Consider the following 15,426-nt stretch of genomic DNA (forward strand, 5'->3'; position numbering starts at 1 on the left):
GCGGTGGGCGGTGTCCGGTCCGGAGTCGGTGGACGGTGGCGAGCAGCGGTACCGGGCGGCCGAGTTGGGCCCGGAGGAGCCGGCCGTGCTGCTGGCGCCCCGGCTGGCCCAGTTCGCGGCGGTGGCCCGGCTGGAGCACGTGACCCAGGCGGCCGCGCTGCTCGGGGTTCCGCAGCCGACGCTGTCGCGCGCGGTGGCGCGGCTGGAGGAGGAACTGGGGGTGGACCTGCTGGCCCGTCAGGGCCGGGCGGTCCGGCTGACCAGGGCGGGCAGGCTGCTGCTGGCCTCGGTGGAGCGGGCGCTGGCCGAGGTCGAGCGCGGTGCGGCGGCGGCCCGGGCGGAGGCGGACCCGGAGGTGGGCCTGGTGTCCTTCGGCTTCCTGCACACGATGGGCCCGGACGCGGTGCCGGCGCTGCTGCGCGGCTTCCGCGCGGAGCGGCCTCGGGTGCGGTTCCAGCTGGTGCAGGACTACGGCGCGGCGATGCTGGAGCGGTTGCGGGCCGGGGAGTTGGACCTGTGCCTGGTGGCGCCGCTGCCGGACGACCCGGCGTTCGCCGCCCGCCCGCTGGACGAGCAGCGGCTGCACCTGGTCGTCCCGGCGGACCACCGGCTGGCCGGTCGGCGGCGGATCAGGCTGGCGGAGGTGGCCGAGGAGCCGTTCGTCGGGCTGGAGCAGGGGTACGGGCTGCGCGTGATCACGGACGGCTTCTGTGCCGAGGCCGGGTTCGTGCCCCGGCTGGCGTTCGAGGGGGAGGAGGCGGAGACGCTGCGCGGCCTGGTGGCGGCCGGGCTGGGGGTGGCGCTGCTGCCGCCGGCCCTGGTGCCGCGGCCGGGGGTGGTGGAGCTGGAGGTGACGGCGCCGCGCACCCGGCGGGCGATCGGGCTGGCGTGGGTGGCGGGGCGCCCGCTGACCCCGCCGGCGGCGGCGTTCCGGGACTTCGTGCTCTCCCGGCGGGGCCGGCTGGTGCAGCACGACTGACGCCGTGGCGGCGGCGGGCTGACGCCTTGGTGGATCGTATGGACCGGGTGGTGGAATTCCGCGTGGAGTTTGGACCATCCGGTGGCCTTCGCGGTGGTCGGTCTACGCGCGTAGGGGCTATATTTCCGCAATGGAACAGCAGATCCCCGTCACCACCGCGGGCACCGGCCCGCGCATCCCCACCGCCGACCAGATCCGCCGCGCGCCGAAGGTCCTCCTGCACGACCACCTGGACGGCGGGCTGCGCCCGGAGACCGTGGTCGAGCTGGCCGCCGCCTGCGGCTACCAGGGCCTGCCCACCACCGACCCGAAGGAGCTCGGCGAGTGGTTCCGCGAGGCCGCCGACTCCGGCTCGCTGGTCCGCTACCTGGAGACCTTCGCGCACACCTGCGCCGTGATGCAGACCCGTGAGGCGCTGGTCAAGGTCGCCGCGGACTGCGCCGAGGACCTGGCCGCCGACGGCGTCGTGTACGCCGAGGTGCGCTACGCCCCCGAGCAGCACCTGGAAGCCGGGCTGAGCCTGGACGAGGTCGTCGAGGCCGTCCAGGAGGGCTTCCGCCTCGGCGAGGCCAACGCCCGCGAGGCCGGCCACCGGATCCGCGTCGGCACCCTGCTGACCGCGATGCGGCACGCCGCCCGGTCCACCGAGATCGCCGAACTGGCCAACCGCCACCGGGACCACGGCGTGGTCGGCTTCGACATCGCCGGTGCCGAGGCCGGCTTCCCGCCCACCCGCCACCAGGCCGCCTTCGACTACCTCAAGGGCGAGAACAACCACTTCACCATCCACGCGGGCGAGGCCTTCGGCCTGCCGTCGATCTGGGAGGCCCTGCAGTGCTGCGGCGCCGACCGGCTCGGCCACGGCGTGCGGATCGTCGACGACATCACGGTGGGCGAGGACGGCGCGGTCCGGCTCGGCCGGCTGGCCGCGTACGTGCGCGACAAGCGCATCCCGCTGGAGATGTGCCCGACCTCCAACATCCAGACCGGCGCCGCCGCTTCGTACGCCGAGCACCCGATCGGGCTGCTCAGCCGGCTGAAGTTCCGGGTCACCGTGAACACCGACAACCGGCTGATGAGCGGCACCAGCATGAGCCGGGAGTTCGGGCACGTGGTGGACGCCTTCGGCTACACCCTGGGGGACCTGGAGTGGTTCACGGTGAACGCGATGAAGTCGGCGTTCCTGCCCTTCGACGAGCGGCTGGCGATGATCAACGACGTGATCAAGCCGGGCTACGCCGAGCTGAAGGCGGAGTGGCTGTTCAGCGTGGGTACCGGCGGAAGCTGAGCGGCGTCCGGACCGGGGGTCGGATGAACGTCCTCGTCCTGCAAGGGAGTTATCGTTCATCTGACTACTCACTCGGGTGAGTGAACGCCCTTTGGTCCCCGCGCGACCGGCTCACTACGGTGTGCCAGTCATGCCGACACGTCGCGGCGGCGGTCGCCCGTCCGCCGGTCCCGTGCGTGAAAGTCGGCCACCGACGAGGACCCAAAGGGGACCAACCATGAAGCAGGCTCTCAAGGCCGCCGGCACCGCGGCGCTCGGCATCGCCATCGCGGCGGTCGGCGCCGGCACCGCCTCCGCGGCCGACGGCCAGGCGGCCGGCGGCCTCGGGCTGCCCACCGGCGCGTTGACGAACCCGGCGGTGACCGGCGCGGTCACCGACACCGCCGCCAAGCTGCCCGCCACCGGCAAGGTGACCGAGACGCTGGGCACCCTCGCCCCGAGCGTCGGCCAGGCCGTCCCGGCCGGCGACACTCCGCTGGCCGGCGTCACCCAGCAGCGCGCCGCCATCCCGACCATCCCGGGCCTGGACAAGACCCCGATCGGCGGGCTGACCAGCACCCTCCCGGCCCTCCCCGGCCTGACCGGCTGAGCCGGAGGTCGCAACGGCGACGGGCCGCCCACCCCGGAGGATCCCGGGGCGGGCGGCCCGTCGTCGTGTACCGGGCCGCCGGGCTCACGGTTCCTGCGGGAGCAGGACCCAGAGGGCCAGGTAGAGCAGGAACTGGGGGCCGGGCAGCAGGCAGGAGAGCAGGAAGATCAGCCGGACGGTCCACGGGGTCAGGCCGAAGCGTTCGGCGATCCCGGCGCAGACGCCGGCGATGACGCGGTTGTGGCGGGGACGGGCGAGGCGCGCGCTCATGGTTTTCTCCGTACGGTGGCGGCCCGGTCCGGCCGGTCCGGCGGGCTGCTTCCATACTCCGTCACCGCCGGCTCCCGGTCCTCAGCCCGGCAGGTGATTCCCCACCCCGAAGGGTCACCGGGGAGTCGGAGCCGGACGTCGGGGTCCGGGTCAGGGTGACCCTGAGGCCCGGCGCCCGCCCCCGGAGCCGCCGGTCAGCCGGCCGGGTTCCGCGGCGGCTGCGGCTGGGCGTACGGGTTGTCCGCGACCGGCTGCGCCGGGACGCCCGGCTGGTACGGCGAGGCGCCCTGCGGCGGGGCGGGCGGCGCGGCCTGCGGCGCGACCGGCGGAACGGGGGCGCCCGGCTGCGGGCCCTGCGGGGCGTTCGGGTTGAACGGAGCCTGCGGGTTGAACGGGGCCTGCGGAGCCTGCGGGGCGTTCGGGTTGAACGGCGCACCCGGGGCGAAAGCCCCCCGCGGAGCGTTCGGGTCGAACGCGGCGGCCGCCTGGGCGGCCTGCTGCTTCTTGGCGTTGCCGCGCTCGGTCAGTGCCTTCACCGAGGCGACGATCGCCAGGACGGGCACGATGAACACCTTGAAGAAGATGGTGTAGGTGCCGCCCTCGAAGACGAACGCCAGGTAGTAGGCGTAGCCCAGGAAGCCGAGGCCGATGACGACGTTGAGGATGCGCAGGCCGACCTTCAGCCCGCCGATGGCGGCGCCGAAGACCACCATGATGACGCCGCTGATCGCCAGCAGCACGACGTACCAGGAGAAGAGCGGCTCGGCGCTGAAATCGAGATTCAAGGGGGTTTCCTGGGGAGGGGAAGCAAAAACGGTGGACACCGTTCGGGGACGACAGCGCAGAGTACTGGAGGCGGCCGACATTCGCCGCCGACTTTGTGTCACGGTGTCATGGCGCTCTCCCGGAGCGGCGATCGAAGAGGTGGGAAATGACGGCTTTTGAGGTGCTGCGGGTCTTTTGCGGGCCCGACGGGAGACACGGGAACGAGCTCGGGGTGGTGCGCGACGGCGGCGCCGTGCCGGAACGCGCGGACCGGCAGCGGATCGCACACGAACTCGGCTTCAGCGAGACGGTCTTCGTCGACGACCCGGAGCGAGGGGAGATCGACATCTACACCCCCTCGGTGCGCCTGCCCTTCGCCGGCCACCCGTGCGTGGGCGCCGCCTGGCTGCTCGGCGTGGACGGGCTGGTCACGGCGGCCGGTGAGGTGCCGGTGCGGCGCGAGGGCGGGCTGACCAGGATCGAGGCCCGGCCGGAGTGGGCCCCGGGCCGCACCCTGCGGCAGTACGGCTCGGCGGCCGAGGTGGAGGCGCTGGAGGTGCCGCCGCCGGGGGAGTGGATCTACGCCTGGGCCTGGCAGGACGAGGCGGCCGGCACCGTACGGGCCCGGGCCTTCCCCGGGCGGGGCGACGGGATCGACGAGGACGAGGCGACGGGCGCGGCCGCCCTGCTGCTGGCGGCGAGCCTCGGCCGGGCGCTGACCATCACCCAGGGCCGGGGCTCGCAGCTGCTGGCCGGCCCGCGCCCGGGCGGCCTGGTCGAGGTCGGCGGCCGGGTGGTCCCGGGCCGGGCCCCTGGGGCGGACGGCGCCGGCGGCGCGTAGGTGCCGGGCTCAGCCGACCGGCGGCGTCGGCTCCGCGTAGGCGCGCCGGGCGGCGGCCGCGCCGACCGCGACCGAGGTGACGGCCGCGGCGGAGGTGACGGCCGCGACCGGCGGTACGGCGAGCATCGCCACGCGTGCCGTGGCCGCCCGCGGCCGCCGGTCGCGCAGCAGGTGCCGCAGGCCGGGGACGAGCGCGAGGTGGGCGATGGCCACACCGGCCACCGCGAGCAGGATGTGGTCCACGTTGAGGACGTGGCCGGGCGCCCAGGAGGAGAGGAACTCCAGCGCGGTCGCCAGCAGCGCGGAGGCGCCGGTGGTGCGCAGGAAGGACGGCAGCCAGGGGGCCCGGAGCCGGCCGCCGGCCAGTGGCAGCAGGACCCCGAGCGGGGCCAGCAGCAGGAGTTCGCCGAGCACCTGCCAGTCGGTGGAGGAGCGGAGCGAGGCGAGGGGCGTCAGGTTGGCGTCGTACACCCAGGCCACCGGCACCGGTCTCAGCACCAGCCAGAGCACCAGGGCCAGGTGGCCGGTGAGGCCCGCCAGCCCGGCCAACCGGAGGGGACGGTGGACGGCCGCCGCCGGGCTGCTCTTCGTCCCCGCGCCGGAACGCTGACCGCGTGTCCTGGTGCCATCTCGCTGCACGGGGGGAAGGACGTGGGCCGGTGGCGCGTCGGTTCCACACCGGGCGTGAACATTCCGAACGCGCCCCCGGCGCCCCTCACGCGCGGCTACTTGCAGGGCGAGGACGTCGGCACCGCGCCGAACACGTTGTCGGGCGGCGGGCTGCCCGGCGCCACCGGGGTGGGCGACGGGCTCGGGCTCGCGGCCGCCTTGGCGCCGCGGGCCGGGGTCATGGTCGGGGCGGGGCCCGGCGGGGTGACCAGGGCCGCCGGTATGTGCGGGGTGGTCGGGCAGGCCGTCCGGCTGGCGGGCGCCCCGGCGTCGACCGGTACGGCGGTCGGCCGGATGCCGCAGCCGGAGGCCAGGGCGAGCAGCAGCAGCACGCCTGCGCCCCGGCGCAGGGCGGTGCGGGTGACGGCGGGGGCGGTGCTGAGGGGGGCGGTCACGTCGTGGCGTCCTTGTCGTCGGCGCCGACGGGGCCGCCCTCGGCCCCGCCCGCGGACGGTGGGGGCGGCGGGGCCAGCGGCAGGGTCAGGGTGAACACCGCGCCGACCTCCCCGTTGGCCGCCGTGATCGTCCCCCCGTGTATCTGTGCGTTGGCCATCGCGATGGACAGCCCGAGGCCGCTGCCCTCCGAGCGCGCCCGGCCCCGGTCCGCCTTGTAGAAGCGGTCGAAGACGTGCGGCAGCACGTCCTCCGGGATGCCCGGGCCGCTGTCCGAGACCTCGACCACGACCGAGTCCCCGTCCCGCCGGACCTTGACCCGCACCGGCGAGCCGCCGTGCTTCAGGGCGTTGCCGATCAGGTTGGCGAAGACCACGTCGAGCCGGCGCGGGTCGACCACGGCCAGGATGCCGCGCGGGGCGTCCAGCTCGACCGCGTCGTACCAGGCCCGTCCGTCGATGCAGGACATGATCAGGTCGGCGACGTCCACCTCGTCGGCGACCAGCTTGGCGGTGCCGGCGTCGAAGCGGGTCACCTCCATCAGGTTCTCCACCAGGTCGGACAGCCGCCGGGTCTCGCTGACCACGAGCCGGACGGCCGGCTCGATCATCGGGTCCAGCGACTCCGCCTCGTCCTCCAGGATGTCGGTCACGGCCGTCATCGCGGTCAGCGGGGTGCGCAGCTCGTGCGACATGTCGGCGACGAACCGCCGGCTCTGCGCCTCGCGTGCGCTCAGCTCCTCGACCTGCTCGTGCAGCGACGCCGCGGCCCGGTTGAACGTCCTTGCCAGGTCCGCGAGTTCGTCCACCGAGCCCTCGACCTCCAGCCGGGTGTCCAGCCGCCCCTCGCCGAGCCGCCGGGCGGCCTCCCCGAGCCGCTTGACCGGCCGCAGCACGGTCGCCGAGGCGGCCTGGGCGAGCAGCGCCGAGCCGATCAGCGCGAGCAGCGTGGCGATGGCCAGCGACCAGCCCAGCGTGTTGAGGTCGGCCCGCTCGTTCTCCAGCGACTTGAACATGTACGCCGTCGGGCCGTTCGGCACCACCTTGGTGCCGCCGATCACGAACGGCCGGCCCTCCAGGTTCTGCCGCTGCCAGTACAGGTGGTACGGGTACGGGTTGTTCTCGGTGATCTCGCGCGGCTTGGCGACGGTGGACTGGAGCGCGGCCGGGACGTCGGCCAGCGTGAAGTGCGCGGGGTCGGAGGAGGCCGAGCACTCCGGGCGCGCCGGGTCGACCACCACCACGTCGTACGTCAGACCGGAGCTGGCCACGGTGGACGCCAGCGTGGCCAGCTCCGCGCAGGTCGCGTTCAGCGGCAGCTCGGAGACGTTGCGGGTGAGCGAGACCCGGAAGTCGTTCAGCGCGGTGTCCTGGGCGCGCTTGAGCACCGCGTCGCGGTTCAGCCAGTACGCGATGCCGGAGGCCGAGACGGCGGCGAGCAGCGCGACCGCCGCGAACACCGCGATCAGCCGCACCCGCAGGGAGCGCAGCCGACGCCACCGGCCCGTCGAGAACCGCCGGGCAGTCGTCTGATGGTCAGTCACAAGAGCCTGTCGTGGTACGGGAGTTCAGAGGTCTGGGCAGGGCCGGCGGCGGGCGCCGGGGAGGTCAGGCCGGCGGGTCCAGCCGGTAGCCCACCCCGCGGACGGTGCGGATCAGCGTCGGTGCGGACGGGACGTCCTCGACCTTGGCCCGCAGCCGCTGCACGCACGCGTCCACCAGACGGGAGTCACCGAGGTAGTCGTGCTCCCAGACCAGCCGCAGCAGTTGCTGGCGGGAGAGCGCCTGGCCGGGCCGACGGCTGAGCTCCAGCAGCAGCCGCAGTTCGGTCGGGGTGAGCTGGAGGTCCTGCCCGTCCTTGGTGACGGTCATCGCCGCCCGGTCGATCACCACGCTGCCGTACGCCGAGGAGTCCGAGCTCTCCCGCTCGCCGCGCCGCAGCACGGCCCGGATCCGGGCGTCCAGCACCCGCGGCTGCACCGGCTTCACCACGTAGTCGTCCGCGCCGGACTCCAGGCCCACCACCACGTCGATGTCGTCCGAGCGCGCGGTCAGCAGGATGATCGGCAGCTGGTCGGTGCGGCGGATCCGGCGGCACACCTCGAAGCCGTCGATTCCGGGCAGCATCACGTCCAGCACGATCAGGTCGGGCCGCTGCTCCTTGAAGAGCCTCAGGCCGTCCTCGCCGGACGCGGCGGTGGCCACGCGGTGGCCCTGGCGGGTGAGGGCGAGTTCGAGGCCGGTCCGGATGGCGTCGTCGTCCTCGATCAGTAGGAGGAAAGGCACGGCCCCATTTTGGCCCACCCGCAGCCCCGAATCACCCCCCGGACCGTTTCGCCGCCCGCCGGGGAACCGGAACGGATGTCACCGGCGTCCGGTTCACGGGGGAGCGGATCGAGATCGGCGGGCGACTCCTGTGACACCCCTGTGACAGTCGGCGGACAGCGCCATCACAACCGGCGGGCAGGATTTTCCGTGTCGCCGCAGGACAGCGGGCCGAGAGGCCGGCTGAACGGCGGCCACCGGAACCGCTCGTACCGACCCAGGGGGCGCACGATGAACGCCACGCTTCAGACCCGGACCAACCCGGTTGTCCGCACCGCGCGTTCGTCAGCCACGTCCCACCGGACCCGGTACGAGGTCAGGACCGACGAGAACTCCGGTGCCGTGACCGTGCGGGGGTGCGCGCACAGCACCGGTGGAAACCCTGTCGCCCGTCGGGTGAGCGGCGGCGGCAGGACGGGGGAGCTGTACGGGATCGGCCGGCTGGGGAGTCCGGCCGACTCCGCCGGCACCCTCACGCTGCGGGGAGTCCTCCCCGTCCGCGTCGAGGGCAAGGACGCCCCGGGCAACCGGGGGACCGGGGGGAACGGTCTGCGGACGGTCGGTTCGGGGGAGCCGACCGGTCGCGAGGCCGCCGGTGCGACGCTGCTGCGGCTGAACCCCGCGCCGGCCCGCACCACCGAGGCCGGGCAGGGGGGCGCGCGGGGGGAGCACCCGGCCGTCGCGGAGGACCACATCACGGAGTTCACCGCGTACGTCCGGGAGCGCCGCGCCTCCCTGTACGCCACGGCCTACCACCTGACCGGTGACCGCTACGAGGCCGAGGACCTGCTGCAGAGCGCGCTCTTCAGCACCTACCGGGCCTGGGGCCGGATCACCGACAAGGCCGCGGTCGGCGGGTACCTGCGCCGCACCATGACCAACCTGCACATCTCCGCCTGGCGGCGCCGCAAGGTCAACGAGTACCCGACCGAGGAGCTGCCGGAGACGGCCGGCGACACCGACGCGATGGGCGGCACCGAGCTGCGCACCGTGCTCTGGCAGGCGCTGGCGAAGCTGCCGGAGAACCAGCGCACCATGCTGGTGCTGCGGTACTACGAGGGCAAGACCGACCCGGAGATCGCCGACGTGCTGGGGATCAGCGTCGGCACGGTCAAGAGCAGCATCTGGCGCGCCCTGCGCCGGCTGCGCGAGGACGAGCACCTGAACAAGTCGGGCGACACCGTCCGGGCGTTCGGCGAGCTGGTCGCGTAACGAGGACTCCCGTCGGGGGACGGGGATCGGACGGTCACGGTCCGGGGGCAACGGCTCGGGGGAGCGTGCCCGTGGGGGAGCCGCGGATCGTTCGGGAAGGCGGCGGGCCCGGTGCGGGGGAGACGCACCGGGCCCGCCGTCGTGTCCCGCTCGCGGCCTCGGACGGTTCCGGGGAGCTTCAGACGGTGGTGAAGTGCCCGGCCCGGGCGGCCGCCCGGATCCGCTGCTCGGCCTCCGGGCCGGCGCACGCGTACGAGCCGAGCGCGACCTGCCGCCCGACGATGGACCGCTCGGCGCGCATCAGCCGCGCGCCCCGGCGCAGCAGCACCGGCAGCGACTTGCGGCCCTCCCGGACGTCCCGGCGCAGCCGGCGCCAGGCCGTGGTGAGCGCGCCGTTGCGCAGGCACAGGGCGTCGCCGAGCAGGCCCTGGTCGGCGCACTCGGCGGTGATCTCGGCGGCGAAGATGCCCTCCGCTATGAACGCGCCCGCCCCGCCCAGCTCCAGACCGCGGGTGCCGGTCCGCCCGTTGTCCGGGATCGAGTACACCGGGACGTCGGCGCGGCCGTGCTCGTGCAGGGCGCGGATGGCGGCGACGGCCTGGTCCCGGTGCCAGGCCAGCGGGGAGTCCCAGTCGACGGAGCCGTCCGGCAGCCGCGGCAGGCTCGGGTCGTCCCCGTCCTTGTAGAAGTCGTCGAGCTGGAGCACCGGCAGGCCGCTGCGCTCGGCGAGCGAGGACTTCCCCGACCCGGAGGGCCCGGAGAGCAGGATCACCCGGGCATGCCCGGTCGGTGCGGGGTTCATGGGGGAGTCACTCACGGGACACCAGTCTGACGCATCCCGGCCGGTTGCCGAAACGGGTCGGCGCGGACTTCCGGGGCGGCGGCCCGGCCCGGGCGGCGACGGGAGCCGCCGCGAAGCCGACGGACCCGCGCCAGGGGGGAGAGGCGCGGGTCCGTCCTGTGACCGTCCGGGCCCTGGGGGGGTGAGGGCACTGGGGACGGCCAGTCTGTGGGGTTGTTACGCGGAGCGGCGGAGGTCAGATGCCCATCGGGTGCCAGACCGTCTTGGTCTCCAGGAACGAGAGTAGCCGGTCCGTACCGGGCGCATTGGTCCAGTCCTGGGCGAACGGGTCCAGCACCGGACGGACCACCCGCTTCAGGGTATCCGCGGCGGCGGCCTCCAGCGCCTGCGCCGCGCCGGGGCCGTCGGCGGCGATGGCGCCGGTGAGGTCCAGCGCGTTGACGTCCTGGTGCGAGGCCAGGGTGGGGGCGATGTCCGCGGTCCGGCCCGAGACGATGTTGACCACGCCGCCCGGGACGTCCGAGGTGGCCAGCACCTCGCCCAGCGACAGCGCGGGCAGCGGGGCGTCCGCGGCGGCCGCGACCACGACCGTGTTGCCGGTGGCGATCGCCGGGGCGATCACCGAGACCAGGCCGAGCAGCGAGTGCCCGTACCCGGCCTGCGGGGCGACGATCCCGACCACGCCGGTCGGCTCCGGGGTGGAGAGGTTGAAGAACGGCCCGGCGACCGGGTTGGCGCCGCCCGCGATCTGGGCGACCTTGTCGGTCCAGCCCGCGTACCAGACCCAGCGGTCGATCGCGGCGTCCACCAGCGCGGCGGCCTTCTTCGGGCCGATGCCCTCGGAGGCGGACACCTCGGCGGCGAACTGCTCGCGCCGGCCCTGGAGCATCTCGGCGACCCGGTACAGCACCTGGCCGCGGTTGTACGCGGTGGTGCCGGCCCAGCCCTTGACGGCCTTGCGGGCGGCCACGACGGCGTCGCGGGCGTCCTTGCGGGTGCCCAGCGGGGCGTTGGCGAGCCACTGGCCCTTCGAGTCGGTCACCTCGTACACCCGCCCGCTCTCGGAGCGCGGGAACTTCCCGCCGACGTACAGCTTGTAGGTCTTGAGGACGTCAAGACGCGCGAAGGTCGTGTCAGACATCGAGGTAGGCCTCCAGACCGTGGCGGCCACCCTCGCGGCCGTAGCCCGACTCCTTGTAGCCGCCGAACGGCGAGGTCGGGTCGAACTTGTTGAAGGTGTTGGCCCAGACCACGCCGGCCCTGAGCCGGTTCGCCATCCAGAGGATGCGCGAGCCCTTCTCCGTCCAGATGCCGGCGGAGAGGCCGTACGGGGTGTTGTTGGCCTTCTCGACCGCCTCGGCGGGGGTGCGGAAGGTCAGCACCGACAGGACCGGGCCGAAGATCTCCTCCTGGGCGATCCGGTGGGCCTGGCTCACGCCGGTGAACAGGGTCGGCTTGAACCAGAAGCCGGTGCCCGGGAGCTCGCAGGCCGGCGACCAGCGCTCGGCGCCCTCGGCCTCGCCGGCCTCGGTCAGCGCGGTGATCCGGGCGAGCTGCTCGGCCGAGTTGATGGCGCCGATGTCGGTGTTCTTGTCCAGCGGGTCGCCGACCCGCAGGGTGGCCATCCGGCGCTTCAGCGCGTCCAGCACCTCGTCCTGGACGGACTCCTGGACCAGCAGGCGCGAGCCCGCGCAGCAGACGTGGCCCTGGTTGAAGAAGATGCCGTTGACGATGCCCTCGACCGCCTGGTCGATCGGCGCGTCGTCGAAGACGATGTTCGCGGCCTTGCCGCCCAGCTCCAGCGAGAGCTTCTTGCGGGTGCCGGCCACCTGCCGGGCGATGGCGCGGCCGACCGGGGTGGAGCCGGTGAAGGCCACCTTGTTGACGTCCGGGTGGCCGGTCAGCGCGGCGCCGGTGCGGCCGTCGCCGGTGACGATGTTGACGACGCCCTTCGGCAGACCGGCCTGGCGGCAGATCTCGGCGAAGCGCAGCGCCGTCAGCGGGGTGGTCTCGGCCGGCTTGAGGACGACCGTGTTGCCGGTCGCCAGCGCGGGCGCGATCTTCCACGCCAGCATCAGCAGCGGGAAGTTCCACGGGATGACCTGGCCGGCCACGCCCAGCGGCTTCGGGTTCGGGCCGAAGCCGGCGTAGTCCAGCTTGTCGGCCCAGCCCGCGTAGTAGAAGAAGTGCGCGGCGACCAGCGGCAGGTCGACGTCACGGGTCTCGCGGATCGGCTTGCCGTTGTCGATCGACTCCAGCACGGCCAGCTCGCGGCTGCGCTCCTGGACGATCCGGGCGATCCGGAACAGGTACTTGGCGCGCTCGCTGCCGGGCAGCGCCGACCAGTCGGCGAAGGCCGCGCGGGCGGCCGCGACCGCGCGGTCCACGTCCTCCTCGGTGCCCCGGGCGAACTCGGCGAGCACCTGCTCGGTGGCCGGGTTGACCGTCTTCAGGGCCTCGCTGCCGGAGGAGTCGACGAACTCGCCGCCGATGAAGTGGCCGTAGGAGGTGGCGATGTCGCCCGCGGCGGCCGGGGACTCCGGGGCCGGGGCGTAGGCGAAGAGGCCGCCGGCGGGCTTGGCCGCGGGCTCCTCGGTGTTCTTCTTCTTGGCCATGGTGATCAGTCCACCGTCACGTAGTCGGGGCCGGAGTAGCGGCCGGTGGCCAGCTTCTGGCGCTGCATCAGCAGGTCGTTGAGCAGGCTGGAGGCGCCGAAGCGGAACCAGTGCGGGGTCAGCCAGTCGTCGCCGAGGGTCTCGTTGACCATCACCAGGTACTTGAGCGCGTCCTTGGTGGTGCGGATGCCGCCGGCGGGCTTGACGCCGACCTGGACGCCGGTGGCCGCGCGGAAGTCGCGGACCGCCTCCAGCATCAGCAGGGTGACCGGCGGGGTCGCGTTGACGGCGACCTTGCCGGTGGAGGTCTTGATGAAGTCGGCGCCGGCCAGCATCGCCAGCCAGGAGACCCGGCGGACGTTGTCGTAGGTCTGGAGCTCGCCGGTCTCGAAGATCACCTTGAGGTGGGCGGAGCTGCCGTCGGGGCGCTTGCACGCCTCCTTGACCGCGGTGATCTCGTGGAAGACGTCGAGGTAGCGGCCGGAGAGGAAGGCGCCGCGGTCGATCACCATGTCGATCTCGTCGGCGCCCGCGGCCACCGCGTCGGCGGTGTCGGCGAGCTTGACCGGGAGGGCGGCGCGGCCGGCCGGGAAGGCGGTGGCCACCGAGGCGACCTGGATGCCGGTGCCCTCCAGGGCGGCCTTCGCGGTGGCGACCATGTCCGGGTAGACGCAGATGGCGGCGACGCGGGGGGTGGTCGGGTCGGTCGGGTCGGGGGTCCTGCCCTTGGCGCACAGCGCGCGCACCTTGCCGACCGTGTCCGCGCCCTCCAGCGTGGTCAGGTCGATCATCGAGATCGCCAGGTCGATGGCGTACGCCTTCGCCGTCGTCTTGATCGAGCGGGTACCGAGCGTGGCGGCACGCGCCTCCAGGCCGACCTGGTCGACGCCGGGCAGGCCGTGCAGGAAACGGCGGAGCGAGGCCTCGGACGCCGCAACGTCCTGAAGGCCGCTGCCCGCAACGCCGAGGGCATTGGCTGCAACAGTGGACATAGTCACCAGGGCAGCATATCTACGCGCGTAGTGAGCCGCCAGGGCGCCCGCCATTCGTGGCCGGACCGAGACCTCGGGGTGGAGGGGGCAGCGCGATGCGGTCACGGTGATCGGTTCTGCGAAAGGTGCGCAGTGAACGCTGTGGTCCACACATCGGCGAGCGGGTACCTTGGAGCCATGAGTGTCACAAACGACCGCCCGGTGGAGGCCACGACCACGGTCGGGCACCGGGGGCGCATCATCCTGCCCGTCGCCATCCAGCGTGCCGCGCACATGGGGGAAGGCGCGCGAGTCCACCTGCGGGTGCTCGAGGACGGGGGAGTGATCATCGAGACGACCGACGACATCAAGCGCCGGTTGAAGTTCCGCCTCCCCGCCGGAGTCGATATCTCGGCCGACGACCGGGCCGAGGCGGACGAGGACGAAGGGCGCGGCGCCGCATGAGCCACCTGCTCGACGCGGGGGCGGTCCTCGCCTGGATGGCCGACGAGCCCGGAGCCGCGCAGGTCGAGGAGGTCCTCGACGGTGCCCGGCTCCCCACCGTCTGCCTCACCGAGGTCCTCCGCCGTGCCCAGGCGTACGGACACCCCAGCCCGCCGAGCCGCATCGCGGACGACCTCGTCGGCGCCGGCCTGGTGATCGTCGAGGACGTCACCCAGGCTGACGCCGTCCGGGCCGCCGAGTTGCGCCACCTCTCGTACGCCACCCGGTCACGGTGGACGGAGGACGATCTGCGGCACACCCGGTCCGCCAGGCCCGGGACCCTGTCCACCGCCGATTCGCTGTGCATCGCCGTCGCCGAACGCCTTGACCTGCCCGTCCTGACCACGGACCGCGCGTGGTCGGTGGTGGAGCGGCTCGCCGGGGGCTTCCGGGTCAAGGCCGTGCACATCCGTTAGGGCCGTACGTCCGTCGGGGCCGCATAGCCGTCGAACCGTGATCGTCCGAGCCTGTGGAGCGCTCGGGGCATGGGGCAGAATCGGGGCCATGACCGAATCCGACGGCAAGCCCCACCAGGGCCCGGCCGCCCCCGACGGGGAGCCCGAGTACGCGGACCGCGTGTACCGCTCTGTCCCCGGTGTGATCTCCGGAGTGCTGCTGCTGGTCGTCGCGGCCTGGCTGATCGGCGACGCGGCGGTGAACGGCACGGGGAAGACCCCGTACGTCGCGCTCGCGGCGGTGCCGGTGTTCGCCTTCCCGGTGATCGCGTACACGCTGCGGCCGGCCGTGATGGCCGGGCGCGACCGGCTGGTGGTGCGCAACCCGTGGCGGACCGTCGTCGCGCCGTGGGCCTCGGTGGACGGGCTGCGCGCGGGGTACTCGGTCGAACTGCTCGCGGGCGGGAAGAAGTACCAGGTCTGGGCGGTGCCGGTGTCGCTGCGCCAGCGCAAGCGGGCCACCCGGGCGCAGCGGCCCAGCGCCGCCGAGCACGCCTCCCGGACGGGCCTGGGCCTGGGCCTGGCCAAGCGGACCAACCCGGTCGTCCAGGGCTCGCCCGACCCCACCCGCGCCTGGTCCGACCAGGTCACCGCCGTCCTCCAGGAGATGGCCGAGCGCAACGCCGCGCGCCCCGAGGCCGGCGGACCGCTCGTGGTCCGCTGGTGCTGGTGGGCGATCGCCCCCACGCTGCTCGGCCTGGTCGCGCTGATCACCGCCATCGCGGTCTGAACCGCCTGCGAGAGGGCCC

General features: G+C 73.8%; 18 protein-coding genes. 8 read left to right on the forward strand and 10 right to left on the reverse strand.

The features are described from left to right. Window positions 1–28 precede the first annotated feature (28 nt). The 3 genes from ACZ55U_RS01240 (at window position 29) to ACZ55U_RS01250 (ending at window position 2,856) form a co-directional block, all read left to right on the forward strand. A complete protein-coding gene (locus tag ACZ55U_RS01240) occupies window positions 29–979 on the forward strand; it encodes a LysR family transcriptional regulator (RefSeq protein WP_465521261.1) in 951 nt (316 codons plus the stop codon). Between the two features lie 130 nt (window positions 980–1,109). Next, on the forward strand, window positions 1,110–2,267 hold the full coding sequence (locus ACZ55U_RS01245; protein ID WP_465521111.1) for an adenosine deaminase: 1,158 nt from the start codon (window positions 1,110–1,112) through the stop codon (window positions 2,265–2,267). A 217-nt stretch (window positions 2,268–2,484) separates the two neighbouring features. After that, the gene (locus tag ACZ55U_RS01250) at window positions 2,485–2,856 is read left to right on the forward strand and encodes an ATP-binding protein (protein ID WP_465521113.1); all 372 of its coding nucleotides are present in this window, start codon (window positions 2,485–2,487) and stop codon (window positions 2,854–2,856) included. A gap of 84 nt (window positions 2,857–2,940) precedes the next feature. On the opposite strand, the gene ACZ55U_RS01255 is transcribed toward ACZ55U_RS01250, so the two are convergent. Beyond that, complete coding sequence (locus tag ACZ55U_RS01255; RefSeq protein ID WP_350735952.1) at window positions 2,941–3,126, reverse strand: PspC domain-containing protein; 186 nt, start codon at window positions 3,124–3,126, stop codon at window positions 2,941–2,943. Window positions 3,127–3,320: 194 nt separating this feature from the next. Continuing rightward, window positions 3,321–3,911 carry a hypothetical protein gene (locus tag ACZ55U_RS01260; protein ID WP_465521115.1) on the reverse strand — a complete coding sequence of 197 codons (591 nt, stop codon included), beginning with the start codon at window positions 3,909–3,911 and terminating at the stop codon, window positions 3,321–3,323. A gap of 146 nt (window positions 3,912–4,057) precedes the next feature. On the opposite strand from ACZ55U_RS01260, the gene ACZ55U_RS01265 reads away from it, so the two are divergent. After that, window positions 4,058–4,732, forward strand: coding sequence for a PhzF family phenazine biosynthesis protein (locus ACZ55U_RS01265; protein WP_465521117.1), 675 nt, complete (start codon window positions 4,058–4,060; stop codon window positions 4,730–4,732). 9 nt (window positions 4,733–4,741) lie between these two features. Here ACZ55U_RS01265 and ACZ55U_RS01270 read toward each other — a convergent pair whose 3' ends face one another. From ACZ55U_RS01270 to ACZ55U_RS01285, 4 genes are all read right to left on the reverse strand, one after another. Further along, complete coding sequence (locus tag ACZ55U_RS01270) at window positions 4,742–5,281, reverse strand: VanZ family protein (protein ID WP_465521119.1); 540 nt, start codon at window positions 5,279–5,281, stop codon at window positions 4,742–4,744. 176 nt (window positions 5,282–5,457) lie between these two features. After that, complete coding sequence (locus tag ACZ55U_RS01275) at window positions 5,458–5,796, reverse strand: hypothetical protein (protein ID WP_465521121.1); 339 nt, start codon at window positions 5,794–5,796, stop codon at window positions 5,458–5,460. Then, window positions 5,793–7,337, reverse strand: a complete 1,545-nt coding sequence (locus ACZ55U_RS01280; protein WP_465521123.1) for a sensor histidine kinase — start codon at window positions 7,335–7,337, stop codon at window positions 5,793–5,795. Before ACZ55U_RS01280 ends, ACZ55U_RS01275 begins: the two co-directional genes overlap by 4 nt. A gap of 64 nt (window positions 7,338–7,401) precedes the next feature. Further along, on the reverse strand, window positions 7,402–8,079 hold the full coding sequence (locus tag ACZ55U_RS01285; protein WP_030257458.1) for a response regulator transcription factor: 678 nt from the start codon (window positions 8,077–8,079) through the stop codon (window positions 7,402–7,404). A 588-nt stretch (window positions 8,080–8,667) separates the two neighbouring features. Here ACZ55U_RS01285 and ACZ55U_RS01290 point away from each other — a divergent pair. Then, window positions 8,668–9,330: a SigE family RNA polymerase sigma factor gene (locus ACZ55U_RS01290; protein ID WP_465521263.1), complete on the forward strand. Its 663-nt coding sequence runs from the start codon at window positions 8,668–8,670 to the stop codon at window positions 9,328–9,330. A gap of 178 nt (window positions 9,331–9,508) precedes the next feature. Here the strand turns inward: ACZ55U_RS01290 and ACZ55U_RS01295 are convergent, their stop codons facing one another. The 4 genes from ACZ55U_RS01295 to deoC all read right to left on the reverse strand — a co-directional run bounded on the left by ACZ55U_RS01295 (window position 9,509) and on the right by deoC (window position 13,739). Further along, window positions 9,509–10,147 carry an ATP-binding protein gene (locus ACZ55U_RS01295; protein ID WP_465521125.1) on the reverse strand — a complete coding sequence of 213 codons (639 nt, stop codon included), beginning with the start codon at window positions 10,145–10,147 and terminating at the stop codon, window positions 9,509–9,511. A gap of 220 nt (window positions 10,148–10,367) precedes the next feature. Then, window positions 10,368–11,273: an aldehyde dehydrogenase family protein gene (locus tag ACZ55U_RS01300; protein WP_465521127.1), complete on the reverse strand. Its 906-nt coding sequence runs from the start codon at window positions 11,271–11,273 to the stop codon at window positions 10,368–10,370. Beyond that, window positions 11,266–12,747 carry an aldehyde dehydrogenase family protein gene (locus tag ACZ55U_RS01305; RefSeq protein ID WP_465521129.1) on the reverse strand — a complete coding sequence of 494 codons (1,482 nt, stop codon included), beginning with the start codon at window positions 12,745–12,747 and terminating at the stop codon, window positions 11,266–11,268. Before ACZ55U_RS01305 ends, ACZ55U_RS01300 begins: the two co-directional genes overlap by 8 nt. 5 nt (window positions 12,748–12,752) lie before the next feature. Further along, window positions 12,753–13,739: a deoxyribose-phosphate aldolase gene (gene deoC, locus ACZ55U_RS01310; RefSeq protein ID WP_465521131.1), complete on the reverse strand. Its 987-nt coding sequence runs from the start codon at window positions 13,737–13,739 to the stop codon at window positions 12,753–12,755. Between the two features lie 201 nt (window positions 13,740–13,940). Between deoC and ACZ55U_RS01315 the strand changes: the two genes are divergently transcribed. The 3 genes from ACZ55U_RS01315 (at window position 13,941) to ACZ55U_RS01325 (ending at window position 15,407) form a co-directional block, all read left to right on the forward strand. Beyond that, window positions 13,941–14,183: an AbrB/MazE/SpoVT family DNA-binding domain-containing protein gene (locus ACZ55U_RS01315; protein WP_465521133.1), complete on the forward strand. Its 243-nt coding sequence runs from the start codon at window positions 13,941–13,943 to the stop codon at window positions 14,181–14,183. Next, window positions 14,180–14,638, forward strand: a complete 459-nt coding sequence (locus ACZ55U_RS01320) for a PIN domain-containing protein (protein WP_465521135.1) — start codon at window positions 14,180–14,182, stop codon at window positions 14,636–14,638. The genes ACZ55U_RS01315 and ACZ55U_RS01320 overlap by 4 nt, the downstream gene beginning before the upstream one ends. Before the next feature lie 88 nt (window positions 14,639–14,726). Beyond that, window positions 14,727–15,407: a PH domain-containing protein gene (locus tag ACZ55U_RS01325; protein ID WP_465521137.1), complete on the forward strand. Its 681-nt coding sequence runs from the start codon at window positions 14,727–14,729 to the stop codon at window positions 15,405–15,407. Window positions 15,408–15,426 lie beyond the last annotated feature (19 nt).

This window comes from Kitasatospora sp. NPDC034533 (genome assembly GCF_055575155.1).